Here is an 18,248-nt window from a genome sequence, read left to right as displayed (position 1 = left end):
CGTGGATGGCCGCGACAAGCGCGGCCATGACGCTGAAAACTCTCTGCTCGTTAACCCGCATTCGGAGCCCTGCCGCGCACGACAGGGATTGGACCTTCGCCGCTTTGTGACTTAGCTTTTCACGCAGATCGATGATTCGACAGCGACGCGCGGCTTCCGCCTGCGCGCTCCGCGTCGCGGCCCTTGCCGGGATGGCTCGGCGTTTTTCCCTCGCGCGTTCGGCGTTGTCGGCTCGCTCCAGTCGCGATCTGGTTGCAGAACCGTCGTCCAATTGCTACGGATAAGGGATGTTCAAAGTGGTTCAGCGCTGTAGTTATCTGAGCACCGACGCATATGGCCCTCGAGCAAATCGCGCTTTCGTCCTTCGTGGAGGCCGTCGAGCCTCGCTCGTGGCAAGCCAAGGCGGCGGCAGGACGGCCTGGGTTGAGCCGCTCCACCCATTTCTCGACACGTTCGGAGACGCAAAAGAAATGGATAGTGATCGACGCGGACGGACTCGTGGTCGGCCGTCTGGCGTCGATCATCGCTCTGCGCCTCCGCGGCAAGCACAAGGCGACCTTCACCCCGCACATGGACGATGGGGACAATGTGGTCGTCGTCAACGCCGAGAAGGTGGCGCTGACAGGACGCAAGCGGGACGAGAAGCGCTATCGCCGTCATACGGGCTTTCCCGGAGGACTGCAGGAGCGCTCGGCCCGATTCGTTCTGGAGGGGCGCTTTCCCGAGCGCGTGCTGGAGAAGGCGGTCGAACGCATGCTGCCGAGGGGGCCGCTCGGACGCGCCCAGTTCGGCAATCTGCGCGTCTACAAGGGCCCGAATCATCCGCATGCGGCTCAAAAGCCGATTTTGCTCGACGTGGCGGCGCTCAATCCGAAAAACAAGAAAACCGCAGGGCGGCGTGACGATATGGCGAGAGAGCGGACGAACGACTTCATGGAGGCTCTCGAGGCGATGATGCGGAGGCTGACCGATGAATTGGCGACCTCGCAGAATCGGCTCGAAAAGCGTCTCGACGAGATCAAGCAGAAGCAGGATTCCGCCGACCAGACCATGAGCGCTCTCACCAGATCATTCGACGATTTCTACAAGAGAGCCGTGGCGGAATACGACAGCAATCAGCAGTTTCACAAAGAAACCAGATCTTATCAGAATCGAACCGACGAAGAGCTGCGCAGCATCGCAGAAAACACCCGAAGAACAGCGGATATTTTGGAAAAGCTTTCGAGCGAGCTGAAAAACCTGCGAGGATGAGCTTGCATGTCCAACCGTTCGAACAATGGGCGGATTCGCTCTATTCTTCCGCAGGACATGCATCTGTTGGGCATCGACTACGAAGGTCGGCTGTATTGGGACGGCAAGCCCGTCGTGACGAGCCCCATATCGGCATTGACGAGGGGCCAGAAGATCATTGCCGCGATCATGGCCGCCGCCACCATTTTCGGCGGCATAGGCGGCGCCGTCCAGGGCTGGACCGCGTATCACAGCTGGGCGTGCGTCGCTCGGCCGAATTGGTTCGCGGTCTGCGGGGTCGAGCAGACGGTCAGGAATGAGGGCGCCGCCGGCCGCTGATTCGGCGCTCCTGCGCGCGCCGAGAGCGTGGACGCTCAGAGCAGCTTCCCTGGATTGAGCACGCCCTTCGGGTCGAGCGCCTGCTTGATCGCGCGCATCAGATCGAGCGCCACGGGGTCCTTCACTTTTTGCAGCAGCTCGCGCTTCAGCCGGCCGACGCCGTGCTCGGCCGAGATCGACCCCGAATATTTGCGCACGAGCCCATGCACCAGCTCGTTCATTTCGTCGCGGCGGGCCAGAAAGGCCGCACGGTCGGCGCCCTCCGGCTGCGAGATATTGTAATGGATATTGCCGTCGCCCATATGGCCGAAGGGCACCGGCCGCGCTCCCGGCGCCTGGCGCAGGACCAGCGCCTCGGCCTCGGCGAGAAAAGCGGGAATGCTCTCGATCGGCACCGAGACATCGTGCTTGATCGATCCGCCCTCGGGCTTTTGCGCCTCGGGCAGCGTCTCGCGCAGGCGCCAGAGGCCGGCGCGCTGCTCGAGCGTCGCGGCCAGCGCCGCATCCTCGGCGACGCCCCGCTCCAGCGCCTCGCCCAACAGCTCGGTGAGCAGCTCCTCAGTCCCGCTCTCGGCGGGGGAGGCGAGCTCGATCAGCGCATACCAGCGGTGCGCGCCCGCCAGCGGATCGCGCGCGCCGGGCTGATGGCGCAGCACGAACTCCACGCCGATGCGCGGGATGATCTCGAAAGCGACCAGCGCCGAGCCGGCGCGCGCCTTGGCGAGGCTCAGCAAGGCGAGCGCGGCGCGCGGATCGGCGAGGCCGACGAGAGAAGTGGCGCGCGAGCGCGGCAGCGGAAACAGCTTCAGCGTCGCCGCGGTGATGATCCCGAGCGTGCCTTCCGAGCCGATGAACAAATGGGTGAGGTCATAGCCCGTATTGTCCTTGCGCAGCTTGGAGAGATTGGAGAGCAGCCGCCCATCGGCGAGCGCCACCTCGACGCCCAGCGCCAGGTCGCGCGCCGTTCCATAGGCGATCACATGCACGCCGCCGGCGTTGGTGGCCAGATTGCCGCCGATCGTGCAGCTGCCTTCGGCGGCGAGCGACAAGGGGAAATAGCGTCCCGCCTGCTCGGCGGCCTCCTGCGCGCGCGCCAGAACGACGCCGGCCTCCACGGTCATGGTGTCGGAGGCGGGATCGACCTCGCGAATTCGGTCGAGCCGCTGCAGGGACAGAATGATTTGCGCGCCGCTCTCATCCGGCGTCTGGCCGCCGACGAGGCCGGTGTTGCCGCCCTGCGGCACGACGCCCACCGCGGCGTCATGGCAGAGGGCGAGGACGGCGGCGACCTCCTCGGCGCTGCGCGGCCTCACGACGCAGAGCGCGCGTCCATGATAGGCGTCGCGCGGCTCCTTCACATAGGCGACCATGTCGGCCAGATCGGCGATCACGCCGTTTCGGCTCACGACCGCGGCCAGGCGCTCGAGCAAGGGCGATTGAGACGGCCGTTCAGCGATGGCAGTCAGCGCGGATCACCCGAAAATTGAAGAAGCTCACCTGTGACGGTGACGGCGATTGTCGGAGCGCTTCACCCGCGCATAGGCGACGGCGGCGACGGGAAGGCTGCCCAGGACGATACTGCACAATGTTGCGGCGAGAAGCGCATTCATGTGACCATCTCCTTCCAGTTATGAACGAGACCTACCTAGTCTCATCACCTGCGCTGGACACGGACGCAAATGCTATGCCTGAAAGACCGGGACTGGCAAGGAGAATCGCTCGCGACGCTCGATATTATCTAAATTCCGTTCGTTGTCGCATATTCTGCGACTCGTGGCTGCAATTAGCGACCTGTCGGAGCGCCGCCATCAGGGAAGCTACCTATCTCGACAGCAGCCGCCGGCGCGGCGGCTTGCTCCGCCGCTCGAAGCCCGCGACGATCTCGACGTGGGGCGAATGGCGGAATTGATCGATCGGCGTGACGACGCCCGCGGCATAGCCGCCCTCTTTCAAAATGGCGGCGTCGCGGGCGAAGCTCTGGGGATCGCAGGAGACGGCGACGACATGGCGAACGCCGGAGCGGGCGATCTCGCGCGCTTGCGCCGACGCGCCGGCGCGCGGCGGATCGAACACGACGGCGTCGAAGCGCGCGAGCTCGTCGGCCGTGAGCGGGCTGCGAAACAAATCGCGCGCCCTCGCCTCGACCGGCCGCATCGCGGCGCGCGCGGCCTTGTCCAGCGCCTCGACTGCCGGCGCGTCCGAGTCGACGGCTGTGACCTGCGCACGCGCCGAGAGCCGCAAGGCGAAGGCGCCGACGCCGCAGAAGAGGTCGGCGACGCGCCCCGCGCTCGCGCCGATCGCGGCCTCGACCCGCGCCGCAATTTCGGCCTCTCCGCGCGCCGTCGCCTGGAGAAAGGCGCCCGGCGGCGGAACGACCCATGTCTCGCCTGCCGCCACCGCGGGCGGACGACGCAAGGCGATGAGCCGGCCGTGATTGGCGAGGCGGGCGAGATCGAGGCTTTCGGCGAAACCCAGCAGCGCCCGCGTTTCGCTCTCTTCCAAGGCGCCGGCGCCGCGCAAATCGACATCGAGCCCGCCGCTGGTCAGCGTGATCGCGACATCCAACGGCTTTTTGCGCGCGGCGAGCGCTTGCGCCAGAACCCTGGCGACCTTCGGCGCGTGCGAAAGGCCGAGCTCCAGCAGCGGGCAGGCGTCGATCTCGACGATCTCATGCGAGCGCGCCTGCATGAAGCCGAGCCGGACCGCGCCGCCGTCGCAGCGCGCATGAAAGGCGACGCGGCGGCGCCCGTCGCCATGCGCGTCGACGAGCGGCCCGACATCGAAGTCGAGGCCGGCGTTGCGCAAGGCCGTCTCGACGAGGCCGCGCTTCCATCGCGCATAGGCGTCCGGCGCGAGCGACTGGGCGACGCAGCCGCCGCATCGGCCGAAGTGACGGCAGAGCGGCTCGACCCGCTCCGGCGCGGCCTCGACGATGTCGAGCAGCCGCGCGCGCTCGCCTTCGACCTCGGCGATCACCGTCTCGCCGGGCAGGGCGAAGGGCACGAAGACGAGCCCGCCGTGGTCGCGGGCGATCCCCTCCCCGCGATGGCCGAGCCGCTCGATCACCAGACGCCGGCGCATGAGCTCAACCCCGTTTCGCATGCAGCAGAAACTCGCGATTGCCGTCGCCGCCCGCGATCGGCGAGGGAACGATTCCGAGGACGCGCCAGCCGAGCGCCTCGATCTCGGCGGCGACCCGCGCGCAGACCTCGGCGTGAACGGCGGCGTCGCGCACGACGCCTTTCTTGACCGCGGCGCGGCCGGCCTCGAATTGCGGCTTCACCAGCGCCAACAGCTCCGCCCGCGGCGAGGCGAGCGAGAGCGCGTTGGGCAGCGCCAGCGACAGCGAGATGAAGCTGGCGTCGACGACGACGAGCGACGGCGGCGCGGAGAGATGCGCCGCGGTCAAAGCGCGGGCGTCGAGCCCTTCGAGCGAGGTCACGCGCGGATCGCCGCGCAGCTTCTCGTGCAATTGGCCGTGGCCGACGTCGATGGCGACGACGTGGCGGGCGCCGGCGGCGATCAGCGCGTCGGTGAAGCCGCCGGTCGAGGCGCCGACATCGAGGCAATAGCGGCCGCGCGCCTCTACGGCGAAAGCCTCGAGCGCATGGGCGAGCTTGACGCCGCCGCGCGAGACGAAGGGATGCGGCGCCCGCGCTGCGATCTCGGCGTCGGGCGCAACGAGCTGCGAGGGCTTCTCGACCTTGCGCCCATCGACCTCGACGAGGCCGGCCAATATGGCCTCGCGCGCCTTGGCGCGGCTCTCGAACAGGCCGCGCGCGCAGAGCGCCACATCGGCGCGCAAGGGCGCCGGCTCGCTCACCATCGCAGCAGCCGCGAGCCGAGCGCGCCGCCGACCAGCGTGACGAAGCCGATCGCCAGCGAATACCATGCGGCGACGAACAGCGGGCTGTCGTCCGCGCAATGGGCGGCGTAGAGCGCCGCCGCCAGCCCGCCCGCGGCGAGGCCGGCGACCGCGCCGGCGAGCCCCGGCCGATCCGGCGCGCCGCGCCGCAGGGCGGAAAGCATAATGGCGAGCGGAAGGATCGCCAGCAGCGGAATGAGAGCGAGGCAGAATGGCGCGTTATGGCCGATGAGATGCGAGCGCCATTGGTCGCTCGGCAAAATGACGAGCTCGGCGGCGGCGGCCAGCGCGAGCAGCAGCGGCGCGGCGAGAGGCGCGAGCGCCCAGCGGCCGGCCTCGCGCCCTGGAACAGCCAGCCGGAAGAGAAGACCGACCGCCGCCGCGAGCAGGCCCAGAGTGACCACGAATTTCAGCACGAAGCGCAGGCTGAAGGCCGCCTCCGCAAGGTCCGGGCGCAGCCCGACGAAGGTGAGGAACAAGGCTGCGGCCGCCAGCGCTCCACACAGAAGCGCGCCGGCGAAGAGACGGCGGAATCGCAGCCGCGACGGGGCGAGGTCCATCGCCAGCGCGCCGATCAGCTCCTTGGTCCTCATCCCTCGCCCCTCCGATAGAGCGCGGCCAGGCTCTTGATCGCCCGATGCAGCCCGACGCGCACGGCGCCCTCGCTCATGTGCAGCCGCTCGGCCGTCTCCTTGATCGAGCGTCCCTCGACCGAGAGCGATCGCACGAGTTCGCGCTGACGCTCGCCGAGCCCGCCGAGGAGACGATCGAGGTCCTGCCGGTCGAGGCCGTCGTCGGCGGCCTCGGCGGCGACGAGGCTCTCGGCGAGATCGTCGATCGGCAGCGGCGTCCTGTCGCCGCGGCGGCGGCGCGCGTCGATCAGCTTGTTGCGGGCGATCGCCATGATCCAGGGCCCGATCGGCCGATCCATGTCCCATGTGTCGCGCTTGAGATGGATCGCCAGCAGAACCTCCTGGACGACATCCTCGGCGTCGCCCGGCGGGAGGCCGATGCGGGCGCAGTCGCGCCGAGCGACGCCGCGCAGCATGGGCGCGAGCGAGGAGAGCAGCCTGCGATAGGCGTCTTTATCCCCGCCCACCGCGGCGCGCATCAGCACGGCCCATTCCTCCTCTTTCGGCGAGCCCACGTCACATCCATCCTTCGTCGAAACGCGGCCTTTCGTTACGCGAAGCCTTGCTCCGCGTCGAGGCTCGGCCGCTGCGGCGGACCAAAGCTGACGGAAAGATGAACGAGACGGCCATCGGACGTTCAGCTTCGTTCGGTTAATCTTTTCCCATAGTCGATATTCGGCCCGCCGAGGGCCGCCACAGAAGGAGCAGGGTCGATGGACGCCAGAGTGAAGAAATTCGCCGCCGCCGCCGCGGGCGTCATGATGGCGGGCTCCATCGTCCTCGCGACGCCGGCGGCGGCCGGAGGCTATGGCTGGGGCCATGGCGGTGGCTGGGGCGGCCATGGCGGTGGATGGGGTCATCATGGCGGCGGATGGGGTGGCCATGGCTGGGGATATCGCGGCGGCGGCTGGGGCCACCGCGGCGGCTATGGCTGGGGGGCTCCCGCCGCCGCCGGCCTGATCGGCGGACTGGCGCTCGGCGCGGCCGCCGCCGCCGCGTCACGGCCCTATTACTACGCCCCCGCCTGCTATCCGGCCGATCAGCCGCTCTACAATGATTGGGGTCAGGTCGTCGGCTATCGCCGCGTGCAGGTCTGCAACTGAGCGCAGGTCTGTAATTGATTTCGGCGCCCTCCGCCCCGAGGGCGCCCGAAGCCCGCCGCCGCTCCCCCGCCCCCTCTCGCGCGACGGCGGATTCGAGGCCTCCCGGACTCCCCTCCGGGAGGCCGTTCGCTTTCCAAATTTCTATAGGGGCGCGATCAGATGGATGAACGCGCCATGGAGGAAGGCGGCGGCAATGCCGAGCCCGACCCCCGCGGCCGTATAGACGTCGGCATATTCGTCCTTGCTGCGCGTCATGCGCGCCACGCCGACATAGAACAGATAAACGGCGTAGAGCCCGAGCACATCCAGCCAGCGCAGGCCGGGAACGAGGCCGAAAATCTCCGCGAGCCAGATCGGCGTGTAGGAGAAGGCGACCAGCTTGAACGCCCGCAGATCGTCCGATTTTCCTTCGAAGCTCGGCGCGAGGCGCGAGATGGCGATCGCGACCAGATAGATCAGCGGCAGGCCGAGCCCGTATTGCGCGAGCGCGCGCCACAGCCCGCCGAAAAAGGTCGTATGCACGACGCCATCGGAGCCGCGCGCGAATCCGAACAGCCAATTGCCGAGGAAATTCGCCACGGCCGGGATGGCGGCGAGATAGACGACATAATTCAGGTAGATCTCGCGCACGGTGATCGGCTCGGCCTCGATCGCCGCCCATTCGCTCTTCGGCGACAAGATGATGCGCTTCGCGCGCTCGGCGATGTCCCTCGCCCGCTCCTTGATGTCCATCGCTTGGCTCCCCGGGGTCTTCGATTTCAGCCGCGGCAAGGAGACTGGCTCGAGCCGCGCGCCGAGACAAGCTCGCCCGCGAAGATCGCGCGCCTCGCGTCGGCCAAATTGCGATCGCTCGAGCGCGAGCCTCTCAGGCTCGCGGTCCAAGGGCGCGTCCGGACCGCGAGCCTGAGAGGCTCGCTCGTCGAAACAGGGACGCATGGCTCCGGCGACGTGTTTCGAGCGGAAAACCCTCTAATCGGCGCCGGTCCAGTCCCGCATCAATTCGGCGGCGCTCATCAGCCGGGCGAAACAGGAGAGAAGCGGCAGCGCCGACAGGCGCGCGGCCTCGGCCTCGGCGCTCGACATGAATCCCGGCGGAGCCGCGTCCTTCACCACGATGATCGGATGGCTGGCCAGGAAACCGTCGATCGCCGTCTGCAGCACGATTTCGCCGAGCTCGTCTCCGAGCAGGATCAGCAGCGGACCGCCGAGCGTCTCGAACAACCGAGCAAAGCCGCCATGGCGCAGCAAGGACGGCCGCCGGGGCTGGAACAGGAAATCGTCCGGCTTCGGCCGCCGGCGCGGATCGGGCCGCGCCGGTCCGCCGCGCTCTCGTCCAACCGCGACCGAGTCGGACATCGAATAGGACGGCGTGAGGCGGAAGGCGGGATCCGGCTCGACAAAAACCGCCGGCCAGTCGGCGTTCTCCCACCGACCGAGCAGCTTCGACCCGGCCGCCTCGAGCGCGCTCGCCGCGAGCGGCCCGGACGGCGGCTCGCGAAGCGATTCGGTGACGCAGACCAACAAGGCCCGAGCCGGGCCGCCCCTCGCAAAGCTCGAACAATTCATTGTCATAAGCGACCCGCAGCGGTTTCGCGCGGCGGCGAGACGCCTCGAGGGCCTCGCGCACGGCGCATCGCGTGGAGTAATGCGAAATACCATCTATACGTGTATATTATTCGAAAGGATGCAAACACATCCTGCTGCTCCCCCGTCTCCTCGGTCAACGATCCCCCGGCGGCTGGGCGCCCGCCTCCGCCGCCGCCCCTTTCGCCTGCCCCGTCAACGACATGCGCACGAGTTCCGGCAGGCTGCCGGCCTGCATCTTCGCCATCACATTGGCGCGATGCACCTCGACCGTGCGCACGCTGATGCCGAGCTCATGGGCGATGATCTTGTTGGGCTGGCCCCTCAGCAAACCGGCCAGCACCTCGTTCTCGCGCCCGGTGAGCGTCGTGAGCCGGCGCGCGATCTCCTGCTCCTGCGACGACTGCGCTCGCTTGCCGCTGTCGAAAGCGAGCGCCTGGCGCACCGCGGCGAGCAGCGCCTCGTCGTCGAAAGGCTTCTCCAACAGGTCGAGCGCGCCCTCCTTCATCGCCTGCACGGCGAGCGGCACATCCGCATGGGCCGAGATGACGATGACCAGCAACGACAGGCCCATTTCCTTCACCTTGAACAAGAGCTCCATGCCCGTCATCTCCGGCATGCGCACGTCGGTGACGACGCAGCCGGTGCCCGCGCGATCGACGGAGTCGAGAAAGCCGAGCGCGGAATCATGCGTGACGACATCGAGGCCTTCGGTCTTCAACAACATCCGCAAGGCGTCGCGCACCGCGGCGTCGTCGTCGATCACATGGACGATGGGATGGCTCACGTCTCCGTCTCCGCGCCGAGCGGCAAAGTGAAGCTGAACGTCGCGCCGCCGTCCCGGTTGGGTCCGGCCCATATTTTTCCATAATGCGCCTCGACGATCGAGCGCGCGATGGTCAGGCCGACGCCGAGGCCGTTGGCCTTGGTCGTGGTGAAAGGCTCGAACAGGCTGGCCCGGGCCTCCTCGGTGAGGCCCAGGCCCGTATCCGCGACATCGACGCGAATCATGCTCCGGCCGGCGGCGCGGGTCGAGACGACCAGGCTGCGCGTCCGCGACGCGCTCATCGCATCCTTGGCGTTTCGCATCAGATTGACGACGACCTGCTTGATCTGCACCCGATCGGCCACAATCCGATCGTCCGGCGCGTTCAATTGGAAGGCGACGCGAATATTGGCCTGCTTGGCCTCCACCATGACGAGCTCATTGGCCTCGTCGATGAGCTCGTGCAGGCTCTGGATCGTCTTGTCGGGCTCGCCGCGCGTGATGAACTCGCGCAAATGGCAGATGATCTGGCCGGCGCGCATGATCTGCGTCGCGGCATTGTCGAGCGCGTCCTCGACATTGGCGGGACGCTGGTCCGCCGGCATCTGCAGGAGGCGCCGCGCCGCCTTGAGATAGATCGTCGTCGCCGACAGCGGCTGATTGAGCTCATGGGCGAGGCCGGCGGCGAGCTCCCCGACCGCGCTGAGCCGCTCCGCATGCAGCTTCTGCATGCGCGCTTCGATCCGGCGCCTTTCGCTGAGATCGCGGACGAAGGCGATGAACAGGCGCCGACCGTGAAAGGCCGCCTCGCTGACCGAGAGATCCACCGGAAATGGCGAGCCGTTCTTGCGCCGCCCCTCCGCTTCGCAGATCGCGCCGTCTTCCGCGCAGGTCTCGTACACGCGCGCGAGCAGGCTCGACCGGCGGCCGCCGCACAGACACACGGGAATGAGCGCCTCTATGCCGCGCCCGATCGCCTCCGCCTCGGAATGGCCGAACATGCGCACCGCCGCCGAATTCAGCGACTGGATCGCGCCTTGCTCGTCGAGGGTGACGATCGCGTCATGAGCGCCTTCGACCGTCGCGTGGAGCCGCGCCTCCTTGTCGACGAGCGCCCGCTCGATGCGCTTGCGCTCGGTGACGTCCTGAAGATAGCCGTTCCACAGCACCGCGCCGTCGGGCTCGCGAATCGGCGAGGATTGCGCCTCGATCCATATCCAGCCCTTGCGAGGATGGTTATAGCGATAGCTGTCGCGCCAGACGGTCATCGATCGCGCCGACTCGGCGATGCTCGCGCGCACATGAGCAATGTCGTCGGGATGGACGCGCGCGAATTTGATCTCCGCATCCTCCCGCAACGCCTCGGACGAAAGGCCGTAGACGTCCTCGACATTGCGCGAGGTGTATGGAAGCGACGCCTTGCCGTCCGGCGTGAGCCGGAACGAGGCGATCAGCCCCGGCACCGACGCCGCGACGCCGGCGAGCTGCTCGGCGAGCTTCACCTTCTCGCACAGCTCGCTCTCGGTCCGCTTCTTCTCGGTGATGTCGCTCGCGACGCCGATCATGCGGACGGCGCGCTTGCTCTCGAACTGCGCCTGCGCGCGCGAGGCGATCCAGCGCTCGTCGCCGTCGCCGAGCCTGCGGATGCGATATTCGGACTGATAGCGGCCGTCGCCGGCGGGATCGAGAGCCGAAAGCACGGCGTGCCGCACGTCCTCGGCGTCGTCGGGATGAATGAGATCGAGCACCATCTGCGGAAAGATCGACGCCTCGGCGGGGATGCCGTAGATCTCGCGATATTTGGCGTCCACGTCGAGGGTCTCGGAGCCGATGTCGAGCTCCCAGCTGCCGATGGCGCCGGCGGCGAGCGCCAGCCGCAGACGCTCGTTGCTGCGGCGCAGAGAGTCCTCGATCTCGCGCCGCTCGGTCACATCGATCGCGGTGCCGAGCACGCGCACCGGCACGGGCCCGCGCGGGCTCCACCGCAGCTCGAATTGGCCGGCGACGGCGACCCAACGCAGCGCGCCGTCCGCGCGCCGGATGCGAAGCTCATAGCTCCATTCGGCCCCGCTCCCGCCCGTGCAGGCCGCGCGCAGCTCGGCGTCGAAACCGGGCCGGTCCTCCTCGAGCAACAGGGCTTCGACATCGGCGAGGGAGATCGCGCGCTCGGGCGGCAGGCCGAGAATCTCATGCGCAGTCGCGGAGAAGCAGCTGCAGCCCCGAACGAGATCGGCGTCGAACGTGCCGACCCGGCCCGACGCGACGGCGAGACGCAGCCATTTCTCGCGCTCGCGCAGCGCCTCGCTCGCGGCGAAGCTGTGCTCCATCCATTTGATCGGCGAAAGATCGGTGACCACGGCGAGCCGCGACGGCGCGGAGGCGCCGATCGGCGCGCCGAGCGCGACGCTCACCGGCAGCAGCGATCCGTCGGCGCGCGCGAATTCGAATTCCCGGCTCTCCGATTGTCCCGCGGCGAGAAATCGGGCGAAACGCGCCGCCTGCGGCGGCGCGACGTGGTCGACGAGGCGCCCGCCCACGAGCCTCCCGGCCGGCCGCCCGATCATTTCGCGAAATCGCCGATTGCAGTGCAGAATGACCGCGTTCCGGTCCAGCTCGATCGTGCCCTCGCGCATCTCGCGCAGGCGGCGGCAGATGCGCTCGACGCTCTGCCGAAAAGCGTCGGCGCCGCCTTCAGCGCGCGCCGCGCCGTTCGACGAGCGACGCTGCCGCTCCGAGGGCGAACAGACACGAACGCAGGATTCATCCACTGACCTGCCTCCCCCCTTCCGCGACGGAAGCGGACGTCGTCGACGCCTGCGTCTGGAAGTCACGCGCGGCCGGGGCCGCTCGGGCCGAGGACGCAGCGTGTGAGACCGAGGCCGCCAGGGGCGGGCTCGCGCTCGGCGCGCTTCGACCGTGGAAGCGAGGCGCTTCGCCTCGCGCTGGATCGGGAGGCTTGATACGTCACGCGCGCGCGGCAAGCTGCCTGTGGAAATTACGTAGCTGCGCGCGCCGTCCGAACAGGGCGGAGAGCCCTCAGAAATCGCGCCAGTCGTCGTCTCCGGACGCGCCGGCATGAGCCGAGCGGCCGCCGGCCTGAGCCGCCGCCCGGCGACGCGGCGCCGTCTGCGCCGGGGCGGGCCGTCGCGCCTCGGCCGCGCCGGGCCGGACGTCTCTGCCGGCGGCGTCGATCTTGAAATGCGAGATCAGCCCCGCGAGCTCCTCGGCCTCGTGCGAGAGGCTGTGGCTCGCGGCCGTGGTCTCCTCGACCATGGTGGCGTTCTGCTGCGTCATTCCGTCGAGCTGGCTGACCGCGCGATTGACCTCGCTCAGGCCCGTCGCCTGCTCTTTCGAGCCGGCGGCGATCTCGGTCACCACCTGGCTCACATCGCCGATCTGCGCGACGATCTGCTCCAGCGCCTCGCCGGTGCGAGTCACCAGCAGGACGCCGTTCTCCACCTGCGACGTCGACGCCGAGATGAGGCCTTTGATCTCCTTGGCGGCCTCGGCGGAGCGCTGGGCGAGCGCCCGCACCTCCGAGGCGACGACGGCGAAGCCGCGCCCCGCCTCGCCCGCGCGCGCCGCCTCGACGCCGGCGTTGAGCGCGAGCAGATTGGTCTGAAAGGCGATCTCGTCGATGACGCCGATGATCTGGCCGATGTCGCGCGTCGAATGCTCGATGCGGCGCATGGCGTCGACCGCCTCGCGCACGATCGCGCCGCCCTTTTCGGCCTCGGCCTTGGTCGCGTCGAACACCTCGCTCGCATGGCGCGTGCTGTCGGCGGTCTTGTTCACCGTCGCGGTGATTTCTTCGAGCGCCGCCGCCGTCTCCTCGAGGCTCGCGGCCTGCGTCTCCGTGCGTCGCGCCAGATCGTCGGCCGCCCTCGCCACCTCCGTGCTCGACGATTGGATGACGCTCGCGGAATTGCCGACATCGGCGAACGCCTCGCGCAGCTTGTCGAGCGCGTTGTTGTAATCGTCCTTGATCTTGTCGAAGCCGCCGTCGAGCTTCTCGTCGATGCGCCGCTGCAGATCGCCATGGGCGAGCGCGTCGAGCGCCCGCGCCATCACGTCGAGCGCGTGGCGCTGCATCGCCTCGGCCTCGGCGCGCTTCTCGTCCGCGAGGCGCCGCTGCTCGCGCATCGTCTCGAGATAGACCGAGATCGACAGATCCATGTCCACGAAAGCGGCCTTGACCAGCGCGACGACCGTCCGCGCGAGACGGTCGTTGCGGCTCTTGCCGCCGAGCAGGCTGGTCGGCGCGCATTCGTCGACGACGGCGCGAAGCAGACGATCGACGACCACCGCATAGGCGGAAATATAGAGACTGGGCTCGAGGCCGATCCGCGCATGGGCCTTGCCGACGTTCTGCACCATGCGTTCATATTCGGGGCCGAAGTCCGCTTCGGAAATCTGCGCCCAATGGCGTTGCTGGGCGGCTTTCGCCGAGGCCATATGGCGCTCGTCGCTGAAGAAGGCGCGCATATTGGGATCCGCGCGCACCTTGTCGTAGAAGCTGTCGAGAGCCGGACCGAGCGCGCGGGCGAGCAGGGGCTTCAGCTGACGCAGCGCTGCCCGACCTTCCTCGGACATGTCTATGAATGCGAGCCTCTGCTCCATCGTCATCGAATGCTGCGACGAATTGGTCATGCTGTGCCCTCTGCCGGCGGCACGGCGATCGCGCCACTCGCCGCGAGGCCGTCGCCGTTCCCTTATTGACGCCACGAACGAATCGTTACGCGATTCGCAGCCTTCAGACATTACAAATCCGACATAAAACTTTCTTGCACATTCCCCGCCGCTGCTGTGCGACATTGTTACACGCCGGCGCGAATGCTCGCGCGAGGTCAGTCCGAGACAAGCTCGAACCTCTACTGCGGCGATGATCCCCGCAGCGAGAACCCGCTCGATGAAATCGAGACCGCGCAAGACACGCCCCGGCAAGACACGGCCCGAGCTCTCGCGCCCGCCCGCCGATTCCGAGCTGTTTCTCGCGACGCTGATGGCGGATGTGCGCGACGGCTCGCTGCATGTCGCGACGCAGAAGATCGACGCGCGCCGAGACATTATCGATGCGCATCCTTTCGCGAGCTATCTCGCCGGACTCATTCGCGTCGCGAAGGGCGAGGAAGAGCGGGCGATCGCGCATTTCGGCCGCGCCATCGCGCTTTCTCCCGAACATGCGCAGGCGCTCTACGGCCGCGCCGTCGCGCTGCAAAAATGCGGGCGCGCGCGGGACGCGCTCGCCGATTACGAGGCTTCGCTGCGCCTCGATCCCGCCAATGTCGAAGGCTGGTTCAATTATGGCGAGGCGCTGATCGCGCTGCAGCGACATTCGGACGCATGCGACGCCTGGACGCGCGTTCTCGCGCTCGCGCCCGGCCATGCCGCGGCGCTCGGCAATCGCGCGCTGGCGCTGCACGCGCTCGGCCGCGACGCGGAGGCAATCGCGGATTACGACCGCGCCATTGCGCTCGCCGGCGCCGACAAGGCGCTGCTGCGCAACCGCGCGGTGTCGCTCGCGCGTCTCGCCCGCCATGAGGAGGCGCTCGCGTCCTTCGCGCAGGCTTTCGCATTGGATGCGGCCTATCTCGACGCCGCCGACGGCGCCGCCGCCGCCCTCATGGCGCTGCGCCGCTTCGATGAGGCAGGCGCGCTCTGCGACCATGTGCTGTCCTTCGCGCCGGACCATGGATCGGCGCTGCTGACCAAGGGCAATGCGCTTCACGAATTGAAGCGCTTCGAGGAGGCGCTCGCCGTCTTCGACGCGGCGCTGGCGCGCGCCGCGGACGATGTGCGGCTCGCCACCAATCGCGGCATGGCCTTGTTCGAGCTCGGCCGCTTCGACGAGGCGCATGCGGCGGCGCTCGCCGCCATCGCCATCGATGCGAGCTTCGCGCTCGCCTGGCGATGCCGCGGCATGACCGAGCTGCGCCGCGCCGAGCTCGACCAGGCGCTCGTGTCGTTCGATCGCGCGCTGCGCCTCGAGAGCGCGGATGCGGACGTCCTCTGCGGCCGCGCGATCGTGCTCAAGGAGCTCGGTCGCTATGACGAGGCGCTCGCCGATTTCGATCGCGCGATCGCGATCGACCCGCGCCATGCGGAGGCGAAGGCCAATAAGGGCTCGCTGCTGCTGCTGCTCGGAGAGTTCGCGGAAGGCTGGGAGCTGTTCGAGCACAGATGGGTGCAGGGCGATCGGCCGAAAGCGGAGATCGCCTATCGCTGGCCGGAATGGCGCGGCGAGCCGCTCGCCGGAAAATCCATCGTCGTTCTGGACGAAGCGGGCCTCGGCGACGCGCTGCAATTCAGCCGCTATGCGCCGCTGCTCGCCGCGGCCGGCGCGCGCGCCGCCTATCATTGCCGTCCTTCGCTCGCGCGCGTGATGCGCGGGCTCGGGCTGAATGTCGAGATCGTCACGGCGCCGCCGCCGGATGCGAATTATGATTGCTGCGTCACCATCTGCAGCCTGCCGCGCGCCTTTGCGACGCGCGCGGACACGATTTCCGGCCGCCCCTATCTCCGCGCCGAGCCGGAGCGCGTCGCGCATTGGCGCGAGCGCTTGGGCGACGGCGGCTTCAAGGTCGGAATCGCCTGGCACGGCAGCTCGCATTCGCGCTCCGATCATACGCGCGCGGCGCCGCTGTCCGCCTTCGCGCCGCTGTCGCGCATCGACGGCGTGCGGCTCGTCAGCCTGCAGAAGAATTTCGGCGCCGAACAATTGCGGAGCGCGCCGGCAGGCATGCGCGTCGAATCGCTCGGCGCGGATTTCGATTGCGGCGCCGACGCTTTCGTCGACACCGCCGCGGTGATCGCAAATCTCGATCTCGTCGTGACCATCGACACATCGATCGCCCATCTCGCCGGCGCGCTCGGTCAAAAGGTGTGGATCGCGATCAAGCATTCGCCCGAATGGCGCTGGATGCTGGAGCGCGAGGACACGCCCTGGTACGACAGCGCGCGCTTGTTCCGGCAGGAGCGGCGCGGCGATTGGGACGATGTGTTCTCCCGCATGGCGCGCGAGCTGGAGCGCGCCGTCCACGCCGCGCGGCCGGCGCCGGCGGCGCGCTCGACGCGCTGACGCGCGAGCTGAAGGACGCCGATCTCGCGCTGTGGGACATCGAAGACCGCATCCGCGCTTGCGAGAAGCGCCAGGATTTCGGCGACGAGTTCGTCGCGCTCGCGCGCGGCGTCTATCAGCGCAACGACCATCGCGCGCTGTTGAAGCGCCGCACCGACGATCTCTGCGGCTCGGCCATCGTCGAGGAGAAATCCTACGACGAGGCGCAGCAGCAAGGACGCGGGAGAGCGCTCATATCCCGCTCGACTTCGATGAGAACTCGAACTCTTCGACCATCATCGGCGGCGCGCTGATCGCCGCGTCGTCGCCCATGTCCAGCCAGACGCGCGCGCTCGGGCCGAGAGCGCCGACGCGCGAGAAGATTTGCGCGAGGCTATCGTTGAAGCGCATGTTGCGCGCCGGCGCGACGATGCGGCCATTCTCGATGAGGAAATTGCCGTCCCGCGTCAGGCCGGTGAGCAGCAGGCTGCGCGGATCGAGCATGTTCGTATACCAGAGGCGCGTCACCAGCACGCCGCGGCGCGTCGCGCGGATCATCTCGTCGATGCTCGTTCCGCCACCCTCGAGCGTGAAGCTGCGCGCGGCGGGGACGCTCTCGCGCTCGGTCTTCCGCGCCCAGAAACGCGAGCGCGCCAATTCGCGCAGCACGCCCTTCTCGATCCATCGGCGCGGCGTCTGCGCGAGGCCCTCGGCGCCGAAGCACGCTTCGGGAGCGACGCCGTCCTGCGGATCGGAGCGCAGCGTGATCTTCTCGTCGAACAGCGCCTCGCCGATGCGCGAGGCGCCGCCGCGGCCGGAGAAGAAGCTGCGGCCTTCGTCGGCGGCGCGCGCGTCCATCATCCACACGAGCCAGCGGGCGAGCTCGCCGACCGCCACCGGCTCGAGGACGACCGTATAGCGTCCCGGCTCGAGATCGACCGGCTCCGCCGCCTGCGCCGCCTTTTCGGCGGCGCGGCGGCCGATCGCCGAGGCGTCGAGTCCCGCCGCCGCAAAGGCGCGCCCGCCCGCCCAGCCGGACCAGAGGTCGTCGCGCCGGCGCGCGGTGGTCGAGAGATCGACGAAGCTCGTCCGATCATAGGCGAAGAGGCCGTTGCTCGTCGCCATCGCCTCGAAACCGCGCCCCGAGCCGGCGAAGCCGAACATGTTCACGCCGCTCCCGCGTCCTGCCGCGATGATGCGCCCGGCCGCCTCGGCGAGATCGCCGAGGCCGAGCGCCGCGGTCGCTTCGTCATAGCGCGCGCCGGAAAGATAGTTCCGCGGGCCGAGCGGCGCCATGAACTCGGGATCCTCGGGCATCAGCCGCGCGATCTCCTCCGATCGCGCCAGCGCCCGCTCGAGCGCCCGAGCGTCGAGGCCGCCGATCGAGACGGAGCCCGATCGCGCGCCGATATGCGAGGTGACGCGCAGCCGCGCCTGCGCGCTCGCGACATTGGTCGTCGCGCTGCCGCAGGCGAAGCGCAGGCTCTGCGTTTCCGAGCCCTCGACGAAGATCTTGCAAGAATCGGCGTTCGACCGGCCGATGAGGCGGTCGGCGATGGATTTGACGTCGTCTCGCGTAAGGAACATGGCGGGGCTCGAGGCTTTGGCTCGGCGGGACGGCGACAGGCCGGCGCGCGCCGACCATTGCTTAGAGTGCTTTCCGATCGAACGG

At 68.5% G+C, this 18,248-nt stretch carries 15 protein-coding genes and 1 pseudogene; 5 read left to right on the top strand and 11 right to left on the bottom strand.

Annotated features, from left to right (window positions below; translation table 11 throughout):
• Positions 1-333 precede the first annotated feature (333 nt).
• Positions 334-891 (top strand): annotated as a pseudogene (gene rplM, locus K3F48_RS24345) (50S ribosomal protein L13); the annotation flags it as partial.
• A 366-nt stretch (positions 892-1,257) separates the two neighbouring features.
• Positions 1,258-1,569, top strand: a complete 312-nt coding sequence (locus tag K3F48_RS12800; protein WP_222575831.1) for a hypothetical protein — start codon at positions 1,258-1,260, stop codon at positions 1,567-1,569.
• A gap of 35 nt (positions 1,570-1,604) precedes the next feature.
• On the opposite strand, the gene K3F48_RS12795 is transcribed toward K3F48_RS12800, so the two are convergent.
• The 5 genes from K3F48_RS12795 to K3F48_RS12775 all read right to left on the bottom strand — a co-directional run bounded on the left by K3F48_RS12795 (position 1,605) and on the right by K3F48_RS12775 (position 6,545).
• Positions 1,605-2,975 carry an FAD-binding oxidoreductase gene (locus K3F48_RS12795; RefSeq protein ID WP_370631416.1) on the bottom strand — a complete coding sequence of 457 codons (1,371 nt, stop codon included), beginning with the start codon at positions 2,973-2,975 and terminating at the stop codon, positions 1,605-1,607.
• Between the two features lie 415 nt (positions 2,976-3,390).
• The gene (locus tag K3F48_RS12790) at positions 3,391-4,650 is read right to left on the bottom strand and encodes a class I SAM-dependent RNA methyltransferase (protein WP_222575830.1); all 1,260 of its coding nucleotides are present in this window, start codon (positions 4,648-4,650) and stop codon (positions 3,391-3,393) included.
• A 4-nt stretch (positions 4,651-4,654) separates the two neighbouring features.
• Positions 4,655-5,395 (bottom strand): TlyA family RNA methyltransferase, encoded by a 741-nt coding sequence (locus K3F48_RS12785; protein ID WP_222575829.1) that lies wholly within the window; start codon positions 5,393-5,395, stop codon positions 4,655-4,657.
• Positions 5,389-6,027, bottom strand: coding sequence for an NrsF family protein (locus tag K3F48_RS12780; RefSeq protein ID WP_222575828.1), 639 nt, complete (start codon positions 6,025-6,027; stop codon positions 5,389-5,391). The genes K3F48_RS12785 and K3F48_RS12780 overlap by 7 nt, the downstream gene beginning before the upstream one ends.
• Positions 6,024-6,545, bottom strand: a complete 522-nt coding sequence (locus K3F48_RS12775; RefSeq protein WP_370631418.1) for a sigma-70 family RNA polymerase sigma factor — start codon at positions 6,543-6,545, stop codon at positions 6,024-6,026. The genes K3F48_RS12780 and K3F48_RS12775 overlap by 4 nt, the downstream gene beginning before the upstream one ends.
• Before the next feature lie 234 nt (positions 6,546-6,779).
• Here K3F48_RS12775 and K3F48_RS12770 point away from each other — a divergent pair, with 234 nt between their 5' ends.
• The gene (locus tag K3F48_RS12770; RefSeq protein WP_222575826.1) at positions 6,780-7,169 is read left to right on the top strand and encodes a hypothetical protein; all 390 of its coding nucleotides are present in this window, start codon (positions 6,780-6,782) and stop codon (positions 7,167-7,169) included.
• A gap of 141 nt (positions 7,170-7,310) precedes the next feature.
• Here K3F48_RS12770 and K3F48_RS12765 read toward each other — a convergent pair whose 3' ends face one another.
• From K3F48_RS12765 to K3F48_RS12745, 5 genes are all read right to left on the bottom strand, one after another.
• Positions 7,311-7,901, bottom strand: coding sequence for a Yip1 family protein (locus K3F48_RS12765; protein WP_222575825.1), 591 nt, complete (start codon positions 7,899-7,901; stop codon positions 7,311-7,313).
• Between the two features lie 237 nt (positions 7,902-8,138).
• Positions 8,139-8,693, bottom strand: coding sequence for a hypothetical protein (locus K3F48_RS12760; RefSeq protein WP_222575824.1), 555 nt, complete (start codon positions 8,691-8,693; stop codon positions 8,139-8,141).
• Between the two features lie 196 nt (positions 8,694-8,889).
• Positions 8,890-9,540 carry a response regulator FixJ gene (fixJ, locus tag K3F48_RS12755; protein WP_222575823.1) on the bottom strand — a complete coding sequence of 217 codons (651 nt, stop codon included), beginning with the start codon at positions 9,538-9,540 and terminating at the stop codon, positions 8,890-8,892.
• Positions 9,537-12,287: a PAS domain S-box protein gene (locus tag K3F48_RS12750; RefSeq protein ID WP_222575822.1), complete on the bottom strand. Its 2,751-nt coding sequence runs from the start codon at positions 12,285-12,287 to the stop codon at positions 9,537-9,539. The genes fixJ and K3F48_RS12750 overlap by 4 nt, the downstream gene beginning before the upstream one ends.
• Positions 12,288-12,555: 268 nt before the next feature.
• A complete protein-coding gene (locus K3F48_RS12745) occupies positions 12,556-14,169 on the bottom strand; it encodes a globin-coupled sensor protein (protein WP_222575821.1) in 1,614 nt (537 codons plus the stop codon).
• A gap of 259 nt (positions 14,170-14,428) precedes the next feature.
• Here K3F48_RS12745 and K3F48_RS12740 point away from each other — a divergent pair, with 259 nt between their 5' ends.
• Positions 14,429-16,597: a tetratricopeptide repeat protein gene (locus K3F48_RS12740; RefSeq protein WP_255608950.1), complete on the top strand. Its 2,169-nt coding sequence runs from the start codon at positions 14,429-14,431 to the stop codon at positions 16,595-16,597.
• A complete protein-coding gene (locus tag K3F48_RS24340) occupies positions 16,507-16,890 on the top strand; it encodes a hypothetical protein (protein ID WP_255608948.1) in 384 nt (127 codons plus the stop codon). Before K3F48_RS12740 ends, K3F48_RS24340 begins: the two co-directional genes overlap by 91 nt.
• On the opposite strand, the gene K3F48_RS12735 is transcribed toward K3F48_RS24340, so the two are convergent.
• On the bottom strand, positions 16,829-18,163 hold the full coding sequence (locus tag K3F48_RS12735; RefSeq protein ID WP_222575820.1) for a TldD/PmbA family protein: 1,335 nt from the start codon (positions 18,161-18,163) through the stop codon (positions 16,829-16,831). The two genes, K3F48_RS24340 and K3F48_RS12735, sit on opposite strands and share 62 nt — an antisense overlap.
• Positions 18,164-18,248 lie beyond the last annotated feature (85 nt).

The sequence above is a fragment of the Methylosinus sp. Sm6 genome (genome assembly GCF_019802345.1).
Taxonomy (GTDB): Bacteria; Pseudomonadota; Alphaproteobacteria; order Rhizobiales; family Beijerinckiaceae; genus Methylosinus.
This window is presented reverse-complemented; position numbering and strand designations above follow the sequence as displayed.

Excerpts from the sequence above, each read along its gene's own strand:
- K3F48_RS12770 (WP_222575826.1), top strand. The coding sequence starts at position 6,780 with ATGGACGCCAGAGTGAAGAAATTCGCCGCCGCCGCCGCGGGCGTCATG.
- K3F48_RS12765 (WP_222575825.1), bottom strand. The coding sequence starts at position 7,901 with ATGGACATCAAGGAGCGGGCGAGGGACATCGCCGAGCGCGCGAAGCGC.
- K3F48_RS12735 (WP_222575820.1), bottom strand. The coding sequence starts at position 18,163 with ATGTTCCTTACGCGAGACGACGTCAAATCCATCGCCGACCGCCTCATC.
- K3F48_RS12785 (WP_222575829.1), bottom strand. The coding sequence starts at position 5,395 with ATGGTGAGCGAGCCGGCGCCCTTGCGCGCCGATGTGGCGCTCTGCGCG.
- K3F48_RS12740 (WP_255608950.1), top strand. The coding sequence starts at position 14,429 with ATGAAATCGAGACCGCGCAAGACACGCCCCGGCAAGACACGGCCCGAG.
- K3F48_RS12790 (WP_222575830.1), bottom strand. The coding sequence starts at position 4,650 with ATGCGCCGGCGTCTGGTGATCGAGCGGCTCGGCCATCGCGGGGAGGGG.
- K3F48_RS12745 (WP_222575821.1), bottom strand. The coding sequence starts at position 14,169 with ATGACCAATTCGTCGCAGCATTCGATGACGATGGAGCAGAGGCTCGCA.
- K3F48_RS12800 (WP_222575831.1), top strand. The coding sequence starts at position 1,258 with ATGTCCAACCGTTCGAACAATGGGCGGATTCGCTCTATTCTTCCGCAG.
- K3F48_RS12780 (WP_222575828.1), bottom strand. The coding sequence starts at position 6,027 with ATGAGGACCAAGGAGCTGATCGGCGCGCTGGCGATGGACCTCGCCCCG.
- K3F48_RS12775 (WP_370631418.1), bottom strand. The coding sequence starts at position 6,545 with ATGCGCGCCGCGGTGGGCGGGGATAAAGACGCCTATCGCAGGCTGCTC.